The 17,815-nt window shown below is 69.5% G+C and carries 18 protein-coding genes; 12 read left to right on the top strand and 6 right to left on the bottom strand.

Features of this window, described 5'->3' with window-relative positions:
• The first annotated feature begins 3 nt into the window (after positions 1–3).
• From Q0Z83_RS06095 to Q0Z83_RS06085, 3 genes are all read left to right on the top strand, one after another.
• Positions 4–2,226 carry an aminotransferase class III-fold pyridoxal phosphate-dependent enzyme gene (locus tag Q0Z83_RS06095; RefSeq protein ID WP_317792803.1) on the top strand — a complete coding sequence of 741 codons (2,223 nt, stop codon included), beginning with the start codon at positions 4–6 and terminating at the stop codon, positions 2,224–2,226.
• Between the two features lie 2 nt (positions 2,227–2,228).
• Positions 2,229–3,821, top strand: coding sequence for a xylulokinase (locus Q0Z83_RS06090; protein WP_317792802.1), 1,593 nt, complete (start codon positions 2,229–2,231; stop codon positions 3,819–3,821).
• Positions 3,822–3,982: 161 nt separating this feature from the next.
• Complete coding sequence (locus tag Q0Z83_RS06085) at positions 3,983–4,711, top strand: polyamine ABC transporter substrate-binding protein (RefSeq protein ID WP_317792801.1); 729 nt, start codon at positions 3,983–3,985, stop codon at positions 4,709–4,711.
• Here Q0Z83_RS06085 and Q0Z83_RS06080 read toward each other — a convergent pair whose 3' ends face one another.
• Together Q0Z83_RS06080 and Q0Z83_RS06075 are read right to left on the bottom strand one after the other, a co-directional pair.
• Positions 4,712–5,221, bottom strand: a complete 510-nt coding sequence (locus tag Q0Z83_RS06080; protein WP_317792800.1) for a GAF domain-containing protein — start codon at positions 5,219–5,221, stop codon at positions 4,712–4,714. It lies immediately after the preceding gene.
• Between the two features lie 52 nt (positions 5,222–5,273).
• Entirely contained in the window at positions 5,274–5,540 is a 267-nt protein-coding gene (locus tag Q0Z83_RS06075) for a hypothetical protein (protein WP_317792799.1), read from the bottom strand.
• A 218-nt stretch (positions 5,541–5,758) separates the two neighbouring features.
• Here Q0Z83_RS06075 and Q0Z83_RS06070 point away from each other — a divergent pair, with 218 nt between their 5' ends.
• From Q0Z83_RS06070 to Q0Z83_RS06060, 3 genes are read left to right on the top strand one after another with little or no spacing between them, the layout of a single operon-like run.
• A complete protein-coding gene (locus tag Q0Z83_RS06070) occupies positions 5,759–6,235 on the top strand; it encodes a MarR family winged helix-turn-helix transcriptional regulator (protein WP_317792798.1) in 477 nt (158 codons plus the stop codon).
• A complete protein-coding gene (locus tag Q0Z83_RS06065; protein WP_317792797.1) occupies positions 6,232–6,363 on the top strand; it encodes a hypothetical protein in 132 nt (43 codons plus the stop codon). Before Q0Z83_RS06070 ends, Q0Z83_RS06065 begins: the two co-directional genes overlap by 4 nt.
• 33 nt (positions 6,364–6,396) lie before the next feature.
• The gene (locus tag Q0Z83_RS06060) at positions 6,397–7,560 is read left to right on the top strand and encodes a methyl-accepting chemotaxis protein (RefSeq protein ID WP_317792796.1); all 1,164 of its coding nucleotides are present in this window, start codon (positions 6,397–6,399) and stop codon (positions 7,558–7,560) included.
• An 18-nt stretch (positions 7,561–7,578) separates the two neighbouring features.
• Here the strand turns inward: Q0Z83_RS06060 and Q0Z83_RS06055 are convergent, their stop codons facing one another.
• Positions 7,579–8,097: a DUF6817 domain-containing protein gene (locus tag Q0Z83_RS06055; RefSeq protein ID WP_317792795.1), complete on the bottom strand. Its 519-nt coding sequence runs from the start codon at positions 8,095–8,097 to the stop codon at positions 7,579–7,581.
• Positions 8,098–8,235: 138 nt separating this feature from the next.
• On the opposite strand from Q0Z83_RS06055, the gene Q0Z83_RS06050 reads away from it, so the two are divergent.
• The 3 genes from Q0Z83_RS06050 (at position 8,236) to Q0Z83_RS06040 (ending at position 9,987) form a co-directional block, all read left to right on the top strand.
• A complete protein-coding gene (locus Q0Z83_RS06050; protein ID WP_317792794.1) occupies positions 8,236–8,448 on the top strand; it encodes a hypothetical protein in 213 nt (70 codons plus the stop codon).
• An 85-nt stretch (positions 8,449–8,533) separates the two neighbouring features.
• Positions 8,534–9,007, top strand: a complete 474-nt coding sequence (locus Q0Z83_RS06045; protein ID WP_317792793.1) for a carboxymuconolactone decarboxylase family protein — start codon at positions 8,534–8,536, stop codon at positions 9,005–9,007.
• Positions 9,004–9,987, top strand: coding sequence for an RNA polymerase sigma-70 factor (locus Q0Z83_RS06040; RefSeq protein WP_317792792.1), 984 nt, complete (start codon positions 9,004–9,006; stop codon positions 9,985–9,987). Before Q0Z83_RS06045 ends, Q0Z83_RS06040 begins: the two co-directional genes overlap by 4 nt.
• A gap of 61 nt (positions 9,988–10,048) precedes the next feature.
• On the opposite strand, the gene Q0Z83_RS06035 is transcribed toward Q0Z83_RS06040, so the two are convergent.
• Positions 10,049–10,681 (bottom strand): DivIVA domain-containing protein, encoded by a 633-nt coding sequence (locus tag Q0Z83_RS06035; protein WP_317792791.1) that lies wholly within the window; start codon positions 10,679–10,681, stop codon positions 10,049–10,051.
• Between the two features lie 181 nt (positions 10,682–10,862).
• Entirely contained in the window at positions 10,863–11,747 is an 885-nt protein-coding gene (locus Q0Z83_RS06030; protein ID WP_317792790.1) for an AbfB domain-containing protein, read from the bottom strand.
• A 279-nt stretch (positions 11,748–12,026) separates the two neighbouring features.
• On the opposite strand from Q0Z83_RS06030, the gene Q0Z83_RS06025 reads away from it, so the two are divergent.
• Positions 12,027–13,031, top strand: a complete 1,005-nt coding sequence (locus Q0Z83_RS06025; protein ID WP_317792789.1) for a LacI family DNA-binding transcriptional regulator — start codon at positions 12,027–12,029, stop codon at positions 13,029–13,031.
• A gap of 40 nt (positions 13,032–13,071) precedes the next feature.
• Here the strand turns inward: Q0Z83_RS06025 and Q0Z83_RS06020 are convergent, their stop codons facing one another.
• Positions 13,072–13,764 (bottom strand): DUF4184 family protein, encoded by a 693-nt coding sequence (locus Q0Z83_RS06020; RefSeq protein WP_317792788.1) that lies wholly within the window; start codon positions 13,762–13,764, stop codon positions 13,072–13,074.
• Between the two features lie 49 nt (positions 13,765–13,813).
• Between Q0Z83_RS06020 and Q0Z83_RS06015 the strand changes: the two genes are divergently transcribed.
• Together Q0Z83_RS06015 and Q0Z83_RS06010 are read left to right on the top strand one after the other, a co-directional pair.
• The gene (locus Q0Z83_RS06015) at positions 13,814–14,536 is read left to right on the top strand and encodes a dienelactone hydrolase family protein (protein ID WP_317792787.1); all 723 of its coding nucleotides are present in this window, start codon (positions 13,814–13,816) and stop codon (positions 14,534–14,536) included.
• A gap of 71 nt (positions 14,537–14,607) precedes the next feature.
• Positions 14,608–17,766 (top strand): penicillin acylase family protein, encoded by a 3,159-nt coding sequence (locus Q0Z83_RS06010; protein WP_317792786.1) that lies wholly within the window; start codon positions 14,608–14,610, stop codon positions 17,764–17,766.
• The last annotated feature ends 49 nt before the right edge of the window (positions 17,767–17,815 follow it).

The following is a 17,815-nucleotide window of genomic DNA, read 5'->3' as shown; positions in this document are numbered from 1 at the left end:
GCCGTGAAACATCGCCTTTCCCGCCAGCACGTCGTCGACATGTGCCGGACGATGCTCGACCGCGGTTACCTGAAGGCGACCGAGGGCAACGTCTCGGTCCGCATCCCCGGTCACGAGCTGTACGCGGTGACGCCGAGCAACTACGACTACGACCGGATGCGGGTCGAGGACATCTGCATCGTCGACTTCAACGGCAAGCACGTGCCCGACCCGGACGGTGCCGGTGGCCTGGTCCCGTCGATCGAGTGCGGCATGCACGCCAACGTCTACCGCGAGCGGCCGGACGTCAACGCGATCGTGCACACCCACCAGCCGTACGCCTCGGCGCTCGCGTTCCTGCGCAAGCCGATCCCGGCGCTCACCGACGAGCAGGTCCGCTTCCTCGGCAAAGAGGTCGCGATCATCGACTACGCCCCGTCCGGCACCGGTTTCCTGGCCAAGAACGTGCAGAAGAAGGTGGCCAGCGGCGACAACGCGTTCATCATCGCCAACCACGGTGTGGTGGCGCTGGGCACCGACCCGGACCGGGCGGTGTTCAACATGGCGCTGCTGGAGAAGGTGTCGATCGCCTACCTGATGGCGCTCACGTCGGAGGCCGGCAAGGTCTACACGATTCCGGACACGATCCGCGAGATCGCCTTCAGCAAGCTCAAGAAGGACGAGAAGCGGATCGCCGCGCAGATCACCGAGGCCGTCGAGCCGGTCCGGGTCGCCGACGACGAGGAGTTGCCGACCAGCGCGGCCGTCGAGGCCCCGGCCGAATCGGCGAGTTCAGCGGACCTCGGCTACTCGATCAGCGAGTATCTCGACGTGGACGACACCATCCGCCGGCTCAAGGCCCTGGTCGCCCAGCCGCTGCGCGGTCTGCGTCACGATGCGCTGCTCGACACGCTGAACTACTTCGAGACGAAGTGCCGGGCCTCCAAGGAGATCACCGAGCGGGCCAAGAAGCGCATCCCCGGCGGTGTCCAGCACAACCTGGCGTTCAACTACCCGTTCCCGCTGGCCGTCGACAAGGCCGAGGGCGCGTATCTGACCGACCGGGACGGCAACGTCTACATCGACTTCCTGCAGGCCGGTGGCCCGACCATCCTGGGCAGCAACTACGCGCCGGTGAACGAGGCCGTGGCCGAGGTGATCAAGGCGTCTGGACCGGTGACCGGCCTGTTCCACGAGTACGAGCTGAAGCTCGCCGAGATCATCAACCAGTACATGCCGCACATCGAGATGTACCGGTCGCTGGGTTCCGGCACCGAGGCCGTGATGGCGGCGGTGCGGGCGGCGCGGGCGAGCACCGGCAAGAAGATGGTGATCAAGGTCGGTGGCGCCTACCACGGCTGGTCCGACACCGTCGTGTACGGCCTGCGGGTGCCCGGCTCGTTCCGGATGAACGCCAAGGGCATCCCGTTCGGCGCCACCGGCCGTACCCGCGAATCCTTCCCGCATGATCTGGGAACGCTGAAGCGCAAGCTGATCGAGAACCGGTTGCGCGGAGGCACCGCCGCGGTGATCGTCGAGCCGCTCGGCCCGGAGTCCGGCACCCGGCCGGTGCCGAAGGACTTCAACGCGCAGGTCCGCAAGCTGTGCGACGAGTTCGGCTCGATGCTGATCTTCGACGAGGTGGTGACCGGTTTCCGTACCGGCCTCGGCGGCGCGGCGGGCTATTTCGGTGTGACACCGGACCTGACGGTGTTCGGCAAGGCGGTCTCCGGTGGCTACCCGATGGCCGGCGGGGTCGGCGGCAGCGCCAAGGCGATGGCCGTGTTCGGCTCCGGGCTGGACGGCAAGAACGGCGCGCACATCCAGGTCGGCGGCACCCTGTCGGCGAACCCACTGTCCTGCGCGGCCGGCTACTTCGCGATCAAGGAGATGGCCCGCACCAACGCCCCGGTGATCGCCGGTAGGGCCGGTGACCGGCTGACCCGCGGCCTGCAGAAGCTGATCGACAAGTACGGCCTGCCGTACGTCGCCTACAACCAGGGTTCGATCGTGCACCTGGAGTCGAGTGGTGTGCTGATGCTCGACATGCGCAACCCGGTCAAGCTGTTCAAGGAGAACAAGGGCCGCAAGAAGCTGATGGAGCAGATGGGCGCCGCGTACGCCGCGCACGGCATCATCACGCTGGCCGGGTCGCGGATGTACACGTCGATGGCCGACACCGACGAGGTCATCGACGATGCCCTCAGCCGGTTCGACCAGGTCTTCGCGCAGGTCGAAGGGGTCTGACATTGGCCATCCCGCCGCAGATCCTGGCGATCGACCTCGGTACGTCGGGGATGAAGGCCGCCCTGGTGGCGGCCGACGGCACGGTGACCGGCTGGGCCGAACGGCCGGTCCCGCTCGTGGTGCTGCCCGGCGGCGGTGCCGAGCAGGACCCGATCGCGTGGTGGGACGCGCTGGCCGAGGTCGTCGCCGACCTCGGCCGCACCTTCCCCGACCATGTGCGCGCGGTGACCACGATCTGCTCGTCGACGCAGGGCGAGGGCACCATCGCGGTGGACGCCCACGGTGACCCGCTGACCAGGTGCATCAGCTGGCTCGACATGCGCGGGGCCCCGCACCTGCGCAGACAGTTCGGCGGGTTTCCGGCGTACCAGGGGATGTCGGTCCGCAACATCGCCCGCTGGCTGCGCCTGACCGGTGGTATGCCGTCGGTGACCGGTAAAGACCCGGCCGCGCACATGCTGCTCGTCCGCGACGACATGCCGGACGTGTACAGAAAGACCAGAACCTTCCTCAACGTGCTCGACTGGGTCAATCTGAAGCTGACCGGCCGCACGGTGGCGACCGTCGACTCGATCCTGACCTCGTGGGTGACCGATAACCGGAAGGCTCCATCCATTCGGTACTCCCCCGCGCTGGTCTCCGCCAGTGGGATCGACGCCGACAAGCTCCCACCGATCGTGGCCTGCACCGAGGTGATCGGCACACTGGCCCCCCATGCTGCCGATCACCTCGGTCTCCCCCGTTCCGTGCAGGTGGTGGCCGGGGCGATCGACAACACCGCGGCGGCGATCGGGGCGGGCACCATCGCCGACAACGAGACCCATCTCTACCTGGGCACCTCGTCGTGGATCGCGGCGCACGTGCCGAAGAAGAAGACCGACATCCTGACCGGCATCGCGTCGATCCCGTGCGCGATCCCGGACCGGTACCTGATGACCGCGTTGCAGGCCACCGCGGGTGCGAACCTGACCTGGCTGCGCGACAAGATCGTCGAATACGACGACCCGATCGTGAGCGCCGGCCACGTGAGCCGGGACGAGGGCACCATCTTCGACGCCTTCGACAAGATCATTCCGTCGGTGCCGGCCGGTGCCAACGGCGTCATCTACACCCCTTGGCTGTACGGCGAACGCGCACCCGTGGACGACCCGAACCTGCGGGCCGCGTTCCTGAACATCTCCCTCGACACCACCCGCTCGGACCTGCTGCGGGCCGTCTTCGAGGGGGTCGCGCTGAACACCCGATGGCTGGCCAAGGCGGTCGACAGGTTCCTCGGCACCCCGGTCCGGTCGATGGTGATCACCGGCGGCGCGGCCCGCTCCGACTCGTGGTGCCAGATCTTCGCCGACGTGCTGGGTGTGGAGATCCGCCGCGACGCCAACCCGGTGACCGTCAACGCCCGAGGCGCGGGCTGGATCGGCGCGGTCGGTGCCGGCCTGATCTCGTTCGACGACATCCCGGCGCTGACCCGCAACGACCACGTGTTCACCCCGGGCCCCGACCACAACCGCTACCTGGAGATCTACGACATCTACCAGGACCTGCACAAACGACTGGCCCCGGTCTACCGCCGCCTGAACCGCCAGGCGGGCTGACGGGCCTCCGATCCCCCCGGGGCGGGCGGGCCGCCACCCGCACGTCCCGGGCCTCCACCATCGGCGGACTCTCCGCGCTCGGCACCGCCCTCGCCGCCTGCGGTGTCGAGGGCACCGGCCGGCCGCAGCTGTCGGCCAAGGAGCCGATCGGCTACGACCTCATGGTGATCACCAACGGGATCCAGTTCGGCCAGTTCCGGGCGGCCGGGTTCCTCGCCCCGCTCGACCACTCCCGGCTGCCCGACTTCACCGCGAACGCGGCGCGGAAGTACACCGAGGAGTCGTTCGATCCGGCGAACGTGTTCAGCGTGCCGTGGGCGTCCGGCATCACCGGGATCGCGTACGACCCGGCCACGGTGAAACGGCCGATCACCAGCCTCGCCGACCTGTGGGACCCGGAGTTCAAGGGCAAGGTCGGGATGATGTCCGACGTCACCGAACTGGCGAACTTCGGCCTGCTGTCGGCTGGTCTGAAGCCGGCCGGCTCGGGCCAGGCCGAGTGGGCGAAGGCGGCCGCGAAACTCCAGCGGCAGAAGGACGCCGGGCTGGTGCGCAACCACTACGAGCAGGACTATCTCGATGCCCTCGGCAAGGGTGAGATCTGGATCTCGCAGGCCTGGTCCGGCGACATCTTCCAGAAGAACATCAGCGACGGTACGAACCTCAAGTTCGTGATCCCGCGGGAGGGCGGCACGATCTGGACGGACAATCTGGCCATCCCGATCACCGCCGCCAATCCGGTCGACGCTCTGATGCTGATCGACTTCTTCTACGAGGTGGAGAACGCCGCATCACTGGCCGGGTACATCAACTACGTCTGCCCGGTCCCGGCCGCCCGCGACCGCATCCGCAAGGACGCCGCCGCCTTCGAGCCGATCACCCTGAGCTGATCAGTCCAGATCACTGAACTGCTGGAACAGGGCCGCTATCTCGTTGGCGGCCTGTTCCAGCTCGGCCAACTGCAGGGTGGTGAACAGGTGCGCGGTCGGGCCGATGATGCAGTGCGCACCGACGATCTGCCCGCCCAGGGTGACCGGAACACCGGCGTAACTGCCGATCCTGTCCTGAGTGACGAGGGGATTGCCGGCCTGCTCGGAATGCACCGCGTCCGGGATGACGTACGGGTGCCCGGAGATGACGGCATTGGCGCAGAACGACCACTCGATCGGCGTGCCATCGGCTTCGGTGACCCAGTTGTCCAGTCCGCTCACACCCACCGTCATCTGGGCGGTGTTCAGGACCAGCGTGACGAGACTGACCGGCAGACCGGTGCGCTGGGCCGTCCGCACGGAGATCCGGTCGAGGGCGCGTCGCAGTTCCGGGTTGTCGAAATCGATGCTCGCCAGCACCCGCATCCGCGCGGGGTCGCCCAGCACGCGGCGATCGATGCTCGTGGTCACTCGTCTCTCCTGAACTCCAGCTGGGAAATGGCCTGCCGCGAGCGCGCAGTCGTCACTTGACCACCGCGTAGAGGGCCCGGTAGGTGACCGCCCGGATCTTCTCGGAGCGGGCGGTCACCCGCAGCTGATCGCCGACCTCCATCAGCGCCTCCGCCATCCGGACCAGATCGTCCGGGGTGTAGGGCCGGCCGGGTCGGACCCGCTTGGCGGTCAGGTCGACGAGGGCCCGCGCGGTCTCCGGCCCCACCGCCGCGGCCAGGGCTGCGACGAAGGACCTCTCGGTCGGTTGTTCGTAGTCGTGTCCGGAAATCATGGTCATGCGTTGACGACTCCTGTTCGGCCGGTTCGGGCTCGGTGTCCCAGCAGGGTCATCGTCGGGGCGAAAGACGATCTGAAACAAAAATCAAGGTCTGCCATCCGCATCGGACCCGGGAGGAGAATCCTCCGAATCAGGCCGAAAGCCTCTCCCCTGCGGGACCAAGGCCCTGTCCTGGCGCAACACTTCATTCGTCGAACAGTTCGGCCGATGAAGTAGTCATGGCGACACCACAGTCCCTGGCCTACTCGCCGGGTGGTTATGAATTCGGCTATCTGGTCCTGCTGGCCGGGCGCGCGATTCAGAACGCGGTCGACGAGGCCGCAGCCTCCGCCGGGCTGCCCGCCGTCGACCTGATCACGCTGTACGCGCTGCGGGTGCACGAGAACCTGACGGCCGGCATGGTGGCCCGGCTGCTGCACATGCAGCAGTCCTCGGTCTCCGCCCTCGCCGACCGGCTGGAGACGGCAGGTCTGCTGGCCCGGGTCCGTGACGACAGCGACCGGCGGCGGGTATGGCTGTGCCTCACCGACGAGGGCCGGGAGGCGCTCGACAGGTGCGGCACCCAGATCCGGTCCGCCGTCCGCACCCTCTTCGCCCCGCTCCCGCCGCACGGTGCCGACCAGATGGCGGCGCTGCTCGGCACCGTCGTCGAGCCATGGCTCACCGACCTGGCCGCCACCGGAGCCGGCCGGTGAGCGCCACCCTGCGGCTACCGCGCACTGCCGACCTCTCGCCCGACGTGTTCCGTCTGCGTCAGCGGGTGCTGTCGGCCGTACTCGCCATCCAGACCGTGGCGCTGCTGGTGATCCTGGCCGTCCGATAGTGGGCCGGACCCGGGCATCATCATGGCGGCGCCATGATGTGGGGCAGCTACTTCGCGTCCGGGCTCTGCCTGCTCATCGCTCGGCTCAGTGACGCACCGCGGGTGCAGCGGATGCTGGTCAGCGTCGGTCTGCTGCTCGGCTGTTCGGTCACGTTGCACACGTTCGACGGGCGGACCGATCTGCACATGCAGTTCCTGGTCGTGGTCATCATGATCGCCTGGTATCAGGCGTGGCCACCGCTGCTGATGGCCATCGGATTCGTGGGTGTCCACCACTTCGCCACCAGCATGCTGGATCCGCGTTCGGTCTTCTCCGACCCGGCCGCCGCCGCCGACCCGCTGCCCTGGGCGCTGCTGCACGCGGCGTACATCGGTATCGAGGTTCTCGTCCTGGTCGGATTCTGGGCCGGCATGGAGCGGACCGCCGTACGGGAACTCACCGCGGTACGCCGGAGTCACGAACTCGCCGACGCAGAACGGCTGGCACAGGGCCGGCCGACCGAAGCACAGGCCGACGCCGAGCGTGAGGCCCGGCATGCCGCCGAAGTCGGTGCGATGTCACAGCAGCTCACCGAGACCGTCGAGGCACTCAGCGCGGCCAGCGGCAACGTCGTCGAGAACACCCGCCGGGCCCAGCAGGTGATGAACGAATTCATGCAGGCCAGCGTGGCCATCGAATACTCCGTGCAGCAATCACAGGAGACCTGGGGCACCGCGCAGCACCACGCGGCCAACACCGCCGAGACGATCGCGTCCCTGACCGGAACCTCCGCCGACATCGCCGACCTGGCCCGGGAGATCGACGAGGTCGCCCGGCAGACCCGGCTGCTGGCTCTGAACGCCACCATCGAGGCGGAACGCGCCGGGGATGCCGGCCGAGGCTTCGGCGTGGTCGCCGAGGAGGTGAAACAGCTGGCCGCGAAGGTCTCCTCGTCCACCCAGCGGATCACCCTTGTCGTCGACCAGATCACCCGCAACGCCAACGACGCCGGTGCGGCACTCCAGGAGATCGACAGCGTGCTCGTGCAAGCCCGAGAGGCGCAGGAAACGGTGATGACCGCCGTCAAGCTTCAGGGGGTCGCAGCGAAGGACGCGCACGAGGTGATCAGCGGGCTCAACGCCGATGCTCGCCGGATGTCGTCGCAGGGCGCACCGGTGCCGGCCGCGGCGCCTGAGATCAGGATCGACCTGTGGTGAGCGACCGCGGTGCGATGTTCAGGCGAGCAGCCGGCGGACCTCGGTGGCGACCGCCGGGGAGGTGATCGGCGCCCAGGCCGTGAACAGTCCGGTGAAGTAGTCGCGGTGGGTGGCCAGCAGCTCCGGATCGTGTTCCAGGACGTCCAGCTCGTTGACGATGCTCAGATCCACGAACGGGGTGAGCTGCCAGTCGGCGAGCCGGACGGCCGCACCCGTGAACCGGTCGGTGATCCGGTGCGTGGCGGCCAGATCCGGCCAGGACGAGTCACGGTCGCAGGCCGCGTACAGGTAGACGAGTTCCTCGGCGTTCGGCCCGATCAGATCGCGCAGCGTGTCGCGTTCCTGCCAGAACAGCAGCGCCAGATCGAACCCGTCGGTGCCGTACGCGGCATGGGTCAGCCCGGCGGCCTGCACATCCGGGTCGTGGCCGATGGCGGCCAGCCGGTCCCGGACCCGGCACAGGTGGGCGAAGAGCGTGCCACCGGGGTGCGGGATCGTCTCGGTGCCGCGCTCCCGCAGCCATGCCTCGACACTCATCAGCCGAATGTACGACCATGATCAACGATCCGCCGCCCCGGAGCGTACCGAACGGATGACAGTCCGCTCCCCCACCTGGTCAACCCCTCTGCGGGATTTCGATTGCCGTCGACATCAGGTCCTGGCAGGGTCCGCTCCATGGGAGTGATGGAGGCGGTGGCCGCCCGGGTCGCCGCCGGAACGACCTACCTGCACCTGATCTCCGCGGTCGACCACGCCCGGCAGCGGGTCCGGATAAGCAACAACCGCGGCCGCGTGAACGGCTGGACCACCCACGCCCGCGTCTACGGCATCTGCACCGCGGTGGCCGGCCACCCCCGTCCTCGGATCGAGGGCAAGACCAGGTCGTGAATGTGACGGCGGGCACAACTGTCACAGATCGGAAGGCTGTTCTGTCTGAGAGGGCGAGCAACAAGACACGACAGAGGAGTCAGCCATGGAAGCTCGTCTCGACCTGTTCACCAACCCGGTCGCCGGAAAGATCATCAAGCACTTCACCGCCGCCGGCAAGGCGACCATGGATGCCGGCCTGCCCGACTCGACCCGCGAACTCGTGCTGCTGCGGGCCAGTCAGATCAACGGCTGCGGGTTCTGCGTCGACATGCACACCAAGGACGCCGCGCACGCCGGTGAGACCGCGCAGCGCCTGCACCTGGTGGCGGTCTGGCGGGAGGCGACCGTGTTCACCGACGCCGAACGGGCCGCGCTGGAACTGACCGAGCAGGCCACCCGGATCGCCGACGCGGCCGGCGGTGTTCCGGACGAGGTGTGGGCGAACGCGGCCAAGCACTTCGACGAGAACCAACTGGTCGCATTGGTGGCGGCGATCGCGACGATCAACGCGTTCAACCGGTTCAACGTGATGGTCCAGCAGCCGGCCGGCTGGTACCAGCCGGGCCAGTTCGCGTGACGCGAGCCGAGAAGATCGACGAGACGGCGGCGGCCGGTTACCGGCCGCTGCTGTTCTCCATCGCGTACGGCATGACCGGCTCGGTCGGCGATGCCGAGGACATCGTCCAGGACGCGATGCTCGGCCTGGTCAAGGCCCGCCGCTCGGGCACCGTGGTGGCGAACGTGAAGGCGTACCTCACCACGGCCGTGACCAGGCTGGGCATCAACCATCTCGGGTCCGCCAGGGTGCGGCGGGAGACCTATGTCGGCGCCTGGCTGCCGGAGCCGCTGGTGACCCCGGCCGGCGAGAAGGGCCCGGCCGAGCACGCCGAACTCGCCGACTCGCTGTCGATGGCGTTCCTGGTACTGCTGGAGGCGCTGTCCCCGGTCGAGCGGGCGGTGTTCATGCTGCGCGAGGTGTTCGGATACGGGTATCCGGAGGTCGCCGGGCTGGTCGGGCGTTCGGAGGCGAACTGCCGGCAGATCTTCGCCCGCGCCCGCCGGCAGATCCAGACCGGTGCGGAGCAGAACACCGGCACACCGGACCGGCAGGCCGAGGCAGCGGCGCTGGCCGACCGTTTCTTCGCGGCCGCGGCGGGCGGTGACATCGATGGGCTGATGTCGATGCTGGCGCCGGACGTCGTCCTGATCGGCGACGGCGGCGGCAAGGCGCAGGCTCTGGCGACCCCACCGGCGGGCCGTCTGGCGGTGGCGCGGCTCTTCGCCGGCCTGTTCCGGCGTTTCGTCCGGATCGGTATCTCGCTGCGCCCGGCCCTGGTCAACGGCCGCCCGGGCGCGGTCTTCCACGACGCCGCCGACCGGATCGTCGCGGTGATGGCGCTGGACATCGCCGACGGCCGGATCCGGGCGGCACGGTCCGTGGTCAACCCCGACAAGCTGCAGCATTTAGGGCAGGTCTCCGACCTGGGGCTTCGCCAAAAACCCGACCATATGGTACGGCCCGCACAGCCCTCGACCGCAGACGAGACAGTCCCGTAGGGTCCGCGCGGCGTCGCTGCGGCACCGGGCCGCAGCGCGCCCGCCGGGCTGAATCCGGTGGTCACCCGAGGTCGTGCAGCCGGCCCTCGATGAGTTCCCGCATGCCGGCGTGCCGGTCCCGCAGGATGTCACCGAGCCGTTCGATCTCGGCCAGGGCGGCGTCGCGCTCGCTGTCCAGCCCGTTGATCGCGACGGCGTGCCGGTGGCGGGCGTCGCTGTCGATGGTGGCCGCCAGCAACTGGGCGTCGCTGGTCACCTGGTCGGCTTTGGCGCGGGCCTTGTCGAGCAGGTCCCGGGCCTGTTCCTCGGCTTCGCGCAGGTGATCGTCGGCGTGCCGGCGGGCCACCGCGAGCACCCGGTCGTCACCGGCGCCGGACCACTGCGGGTCACCGGCGGCGGGCCGCTGTGCCTCCCGGGCGCGGGCGAGTTCGGCGGTCAGGGCACGGGCCCGTTCCTCGGCGCGGGCCTGTTCGGTCCGGAGCCGATCCAGTTCGGCCGCGAGCCCGGCCGCCTCGGTCTCCGCCGGGGCCTGCTGCAGCCGTTCGCGCAGCGCCCGGTTCTGGCCGTTCAGGCGGGTGAAGGCCCGCTCGGCGACGCCGAGGAACGCGTCGACCTGCTCTCTGTCGTAGCCGCGTTCACCCGGCAAGGGGTCACGAAACTCCACATTGTGGATGTCCGCCGGAGTGAGGGGCATGGTGGATGTCCGTTCAATCATTTCGAGGTCCGCGGGGCGACGCGGCGGAGGTCGGATCGGGTCTGGTGCGGGGCGGCCGGAGGGAAACGGCCGAATCGGACGGCGCGGTGGGCCGGAAACGGTCGGATAAGGCGGCGTGGCGCGGTGGAACGGTCGGATTGGGGCGGCCCGGCGGAAACGGTCAGATCGGTGCCAGCGCCCGGAACGGCGTCGCCTGCGCCGCCGTCGAGCGGACGAGGCGGACCTGCCCGGCGGCCACGATCAGGTGGTGGTCCGGGTAGTTGACCGAGCGCAGCGCGAACCCGCCGCCGGACGACACCGGGCAGAACGTCGCGTCGGACAGGTAGAGAGCGGTCGGCTCGGCCCGTTCCACGAGCAGGACGTAATTGCGATGCCGCAGGTGGAAGCCGGGATGTTCGGCCGACTCGAAGGACAGGCAGCCGGCGTCGGCGAGTCCCTGCCGTACCACGAATCGTCCGCTGAGCCCCTTGGCCGCGCTGTCGGCCTCGATCCGAGCGACGAAGTCGCGGTTGCGCAGCCGCTGCCCGTCGAGTCCGGTGACGCCGACGCCGACGGTCCGGCCCACGGTGAAGGCCGGGTCCGGCGTCGGCGCGGTGGTGGCGGGAGCCCGGCTCGGCACGGCCGAGGTCGGGGTGGGCCGAGTGCTGGTCTCGACGCGGACGTTGCGGATGTCCCGGGTCGGCAGAACCTCACCCTCGGGCGGCGAGGGGAGCAGGGAGACCGGCGGGGTCGCCACGGCCGGCGAGGCGAGCGGCGGCGCCGGGAGCGCGAACTCGGGCGCTCGGGGTGGCTCGTCGCCGGACACCACGACCGCCGCGATGCCGTAGCCGAGCACGGCGAGGGCGGTCGCTCCGGCGAGGACCAGCAGGGGGCGGCGGGACCGCGCGGGCAGTGGCTGGACGATCGGCACGGGCTGGGTCGGCAGCCCGGCGACGTGGCGCCCGTCCGGCCCGGCCGGGGTGGTGGCGGGCTCCGTCCCACCCGTCGCGTACGGCGGGATCCATCCGCCGATGCGGAGGGTCTCGGAGTTGTCGGCCTTCGTCATCTGGTGTGGGGCTCCTGGTTGCGACAAAGGTCAGTAAATGGGGCGGGACGCGGTGTCCCTGACAACGTTGTCAAGGGAGTGAACGTGAGCCACCCATCGTTGTCAACAGATTGTTTCGGTTAGCTTTATTGTCTGTGGTCAGCGAAGCGGTTCGATGATCGGGGGCCCCTGACATCGTTGTCCGGCTCCGACCGTGCGTTTACGCTGTTACCTCGGTCGGCAGCATGGGGGAACGGCGTGGCACCGGAACGGACGACCCGTGGGCGGGGCCGGCCCACGATGAACGACGTCGCGAAGATAGCCGGGGTCAGCCTCAAGACGGTGTCCCGGGTGGTCAACAACGAGGAGAACGTCTCCCCGCTGCTGGTCGCCCAGGTGCGCAGTGCGATCGCGATCCTCAACTACAGTCCGGACATCGGCGCCAGCAATCTGCGGCGCAGCGATCGCCGTACCGAGATGATCGCCCTGCTGTTGAAGGATGTGGGCAATCCGTTCTTCGCGACGCTGCACCGGGCGGTCGACGACGAGGCCCGCGCCCGTGGCGTCCAGGTGATCAGCGGAAGCCTGGACGAGTGCTCGCGACGCGAACGGGAACTGGCCCGTGCCATCACCATGCGCCGGGCCGACGGCCTGATCATGGCCACGGTGAGCGCCGATCAGAGCTATCTGGCGTCTGAGCTGCGGGTGGACACCCCAGTGGTGTTCGTAGACCGTCCCGGCCACGGTTTCCCCGGCGACACGGTCCTGGCCACCAACGTGCTGGGCGCCACCGAGGCCACCCGCCATCTGATCGCCCACGGTCACCGCCGGATAGCGTGCCTGAGCGACCACGTCGGGATCCCGACGGCCCGGCTTCGTCGGGAGGGTTACCTGGCCGGCCTGCGCGAGGGCGGCCTGGAGCCGGCCGAGCATCTGATCGTGGCCGACCTGAGCTCGGAGTCAGTGGCCGAGAGCCGGGTACTGGAGATGTTCCACCGCCCCGACCCGCCGACCGCCCTGTTCACCACTCAGAACGCGGTGACGGTCGGCGCCGTCCGGGCCCTGCGCCGGCTGAACCTGCACCGCAGCGTCGCGATCGTCGGTTTCGACGACTTCCCGCTGGCCGACCTGCTCGACCCGGCGATCACGGTGATCGCCCAGGACCCGGCGTCGATGGGCCGGGCCGCCGCCCAGGCACTGTTCCGTCGGATAGACGGCCACACCGGCCCACCGGCCGAACACTGGATCCCCACCACCCTGATCCGCCGCGGCTCCGGCGAGCTGCACCCACCCACCGCAACCTGACCGCTGCCGCGCTCCACCGGCCGAGCGAGCCGGAGCACGGTCAGCGTGCGGTCAGCGCGGAGCGGCGGCCACCGGCGACCTCGGCGGCGGCGAGCAGGCCGAGCGAGAGGGCGGTCAGGACCCGTACGCCCGTGGTGTGTGGGAGGAACGCGGCCGGGAGGAACGGGGTGACCGCGAGCAACGGCAGCGCGACCCCGGCCGTGACGGACCAGAAGCGGGCCGGATGCCTGGTGACCGGCGGCGGGTCGCCGTGCCAGCGGCGCAGCAGGCGCCCGCGGCCGATGATCGCCGCGATCAGTGCCATGGCGGCGAGGCCGACGAGGTGGGCCGGGTATTCGATGGCCGGATACCGGGCTTCCAGCCCGTCGAGCACGAGATGGCTGGCCGCGCCGATGATCGCCGACGTGACGGTGATCCACCAGCGGTGCCCGGAGGTGCGCAGCGCGCCGTAGTCCTGCAGCGCGAACGGGCCACCGGAAGGCAGGTGGGCGGCGATCGCCGGGGCCGCGCGGCGCACCAGGAAGCAGCCGAGCAGCGTCACCGGCAGGCAGAAAATGATCAGCCCGTGCAGCTGGTGGGAGAGTGGCCAGACCGGTAGTCCGCTGCCGTCGACGAGGTACGCCACGTCGGGTGAGGCCGCTCCCAGGGCCAGGGCGACGCCGTCGAACCAGTGTGGCCGCCACAGTTTGAGCGGCAGGATTCCGGCGGGATGGGTGGGAAATGTACTCGGCACCGCCCGCACGATAGCCAACCGTGCCCACCCGGCCCCTAATGTGCTGATCATGAAGTTGCGTGAAGAAGAGGTCCGGGTGGGCGATATCCGGACGATCGTGATCCGGCCCGCCGACGACGGAACGTGGCCTGGCCTGTTGCTCTACACCGACATCTTCCAGTTGACCGAGTCGACGTTGCGTACCGCGCGGCGGCTGGCGGCCGACGGGTTCGTCGTGGTGGTGCCGGAGATCTACCCGCACGGCCCGCTGGCCGGGGTGGCGCTGGAGTTCGACGACGCCGGCAAGCAGCAGGGACTGGCCGGGGCGGCGGCCACCACGACGGCGCAGTTCGACGCCGACCGCACCGCGGTACTGGACCATCTGGCCGCCCGCCCGGACGTGTCGGACGTGTTCGTGACGGGGTTCTGCATCGGTGGACACCTGGCGTTCCGGGCCGCTTTCGATCACCGGGTGAAGGCGACCGTCTGCTTCTACCCGACGGGACTGCACAACGGCGCGCTGGGCGCGGACGCCGACGCCGGATCGCTCGCCCGGGCCGCCGACATCCGGGGCCGGCTGTTGATCGTCTTCGGCAGTCGGGACCCGCACGTCCCGGCCGACGCCCGCCTGGACATCCTGCAACGCCTGTACGCGGCCGGCCTCACCGACCTCGAACTGCACGTCTACACCGGTGGCGAGCACGCGTTCATGCGGGACGTCGGCCCCCGGCACGACCCGGCGCTGACCGATCGGGCGCTGATCGAGGCGGTCGCCTTCTTCCGCGAAACCTAGCGTTCACATTCTTCGATGTCTTAGCATTCTGAGAAAGTTTCGCGTCTTCTGGCGTACCCGAAGGGACCCCCATGCGCCGGCGCCTTTCTCTCTCCTTCGCCGTCCTTCTCCTGATCCCCGCGGCGCTCGCCACGGTCGGCCCCCAGCCGGCCGCGGCGGCGTACGCGACGAACGACTACTGCCTCGGTGAGTGCTCCGACATCCTGCCGCCCGGGCAGAACGGGGACGCCGACCTCGCGGCGATCCTCGCCCATCAGGTGTTCGGCACGATGCCCGCCGACTCCGACAATCAGCTGGCCCCCTACGCCAACCTGACCTACAGCTACACCGGCCTGACCCCGGGCCAGATCAACACCTTCTTCAACGACGCGTCGTACGGGGTGGCCGCCGCGAACGTGGCGAGCACGATCACCCCGCGCTCGGACGTCACGATCGTGCGCGACAGGGCGCTCGGCGTCCCGCACGTGACCGGCACCACCCGCGCCGGGACGATGTTCGGCGCCGGTTATGCGGGCGCGCAGGACCGGCTGTTCCTGATGGACCTGATGCGGCACGTCGCCCGGGGCAGTCTGACCGGGTTCGCCGGGGGCGCCGAGGGCAACCGTGACCTGGAACAGAGCGTCTGGCGCAACTCCCCGTACACCGAGGCGGACCTGCAGAACCAGATCAACACCCTGCGGGCCTCGGGTACGCGCGGCGCCCAGCTCTACGACGACGTGCAGCAGTACCTGGCCGGGATCAACAAGTACATCGACGACTGCATGGCCGCACGTGACTGTCCGGGCGAGTACGTGTTGACCGGCCATCTCGACTCGGTGACGAACGTGGGTGGTCCGGTCGACTTCGTCGCGACCGACCTGATCGCGATCGCCGGTGTGATCGGTGGCCTGTTCGGTGGCGGCGGCGGCAACGAGATGCAGTCGGCGCTCGTGCGGATCGCGGCCCGCGCCAAGTACGGCACCACGGTCGGTGACCAGGTGTGGCAGCAGTTCCGGTCGCAGAACGATCCGGAGGCGGTGCTCACGCTGCACGCGGGGCAGTCGTTCCCGTACGGCGGCGGTGATCCGAATGCCACCGGAGTGGCGATGCCGGACGCCGGAACGGCGACCCCCGAACCGCTGGTCTATGACAAGACCGGCTCGGCGGCCACCGGTGTGACCGGGACCAGCGCGATCGCCGACTCGCTGAGCACGCTGACCATCGACAGCGCGCACCAGGGCATGTCGAACGCCGCGGTGGTCAACGCGGCGAACTCGGCCACCGGCCACCCGGTCGCCGTCTTCGGCCCGCAGACCGGCTACTTCGCCCCGCAGCTGCTGATGTTGCAGGAGTTGCAGGGGCCGGGGATCAGCAGTCGTGGTGTCGCGTTCAGCGGCCTCAACCTGTACACGCTGCTGGGCCGTGGTCCGGACTACGCGTGGAGCGCGACCTCGTCGGTGCAGGACATCACCGACACGTACGCGATCCGGCTCTGCAACGCCGACGGCAGCACCCCGACCACGGCGTCGACGAGCTACCTGTGGCACGGGACGTGCACCGCGATGGAGACGCTGAGCCGGGTCAACTCGTGGGCGCCGACGACGGCCGACTCGACGGCCGCCGGTTCCTACCGGTTGACCGTGCTGCGCACGAACTACGGCCTGGTCACCTGGCGTGGCAAGGTCGGCGGTGTGCCGGTCGCCTTCGCGGCGAAGAGGTCGACCTATGGTCACGAGGCCGATTCGGCGATCGGTTTCCAGATGTTCAACGAGCCCGATCAGATGGGTACGCCCACCGCGTTCCAGAATTCGGCGTCGAACATCGCGTTCGCGTTCAACTGGTTCTACGTGAACTCGGCCGACACCGCGATGTTCACCTCCGGGACCGAGCCGATCCGCCCGGCCACCGCCGATCCGAACCTGCCGACCTGGGGCGACGCCGCCCAGGAGTGGACCGGATTCCGCCCGGCCAGTGCCCACGTGCAGGCGGTCAACCAGGACTACTTCGTGAGCTGGAACAACAAGCAGGCGGCCGGCTATTCGGCGGCCGACGGCAACTTCAGCTTCGGCTCGGTGCACCGCGGTGACCTGCTGGACGCGCCACTGAAGGCCGGGATCGCGGCCGGCACCAAGTACGACCGGGCGACCCTGCTCAAGGTCGTGCAGCAGGCCGGGCTCACCGACCTGCGCGGCAAGGAGGTGCTGCCCAGCCTGCTCCGGATGATCGACACCGCCACGGTCACCGACGCCACCCAGGCCGCCGCGGTCGCCAAGCTGCGCACCTGGCTGACCAACGGCGCGCTCCGCAGGGAGACCGCGTCGGGCAGCAAGGTGTACGCGGACGCCGACGCGATCCGGATCTTCGACGCCTGGTGGCCGCGGATCGTGCAGGCCCAGTTCCAGAGCGGGCTCGGTACTGGGCTCTACACCGCGCTGGTCGACACCCTGCAGATCAACGAGTCACCGTCGGGCGGCCAGACCGGCCAGGTGTCGACGCTGCCGCACTCGGCCAACGCCGCGCAGGGGCACAAGGGCAGTTCCTTCCAGTACGGCTGGTGGGGCTGGGTCGAGAAGGACCTGCGGGCCGTCCTCGGCGACAGCGTGCCGAACTGGTCGACGAAGTACTGCGGCGCCGGAACCGTCAGCACCTGCCGGAGCGCCCTGCTGACCAGCCTGTCCGCGGCGATCGCCGAGCCGGCGGCCACCACCTACCCGGCCGACGACCACTGCGCCGCCGGTAACCAGTGGTGTGCCGACGCGATCCTGCAGTCTCCGCTCGGCGGCATCACCCACGACCTGATCTCGTGGCAGAACCGGCCCACCTACCAGCAGGTGGTGTCGTTCCCGGCCAAGCGCGGCGACAACCTGGCCAACCTGGCCGCCGGGCGCCCGGTCACCGCGTCCGGCAGCCAGTCCGGCAACGCGGCGGCCAACGCGGTCGACGGCAACATGTCGACCCGGTGGGCCAGCGAGTGGGCGGACGGCCAGTGGATCCGGATCGATCTCGGCTCGTCGGTCGCGGTGGGCCGGGTGCGGGTGTTCTGGGAGTCGGCGTACGCGTCGGCGTACAAGATCGAGACCTCGACCAACGGATCCACCTGGACCCAGGTCGCCTCCGTGACCGGCGGTAACGGAGGCGAGGACACCGTGGCGCTCACCGCGAGCACGGCACGGTACGTCCGCCTGACCGGGGTGACCCGAGCCACCCAGTACGGCCTGTCCACGTATGAGATCGAGGTGTACAGCCGCTGACCTTCCGCGCCTGGTCCTCCGCACCGGCGGAAGACCAGGCGCGGCCCGG

It is taken from the genome of Actinoplanes sichuanensis (assembly GCF_033097365.1).
GTDB lineage: Bacteria > Actinomycetota > Actinomycetes > Mycobacteriales > Micromonosporaceae > Actinoplanes > Actinoplanes sichuanensis.
This window is presented reverse-complemented; position numbering and strand designations above follow the sequence as displayed.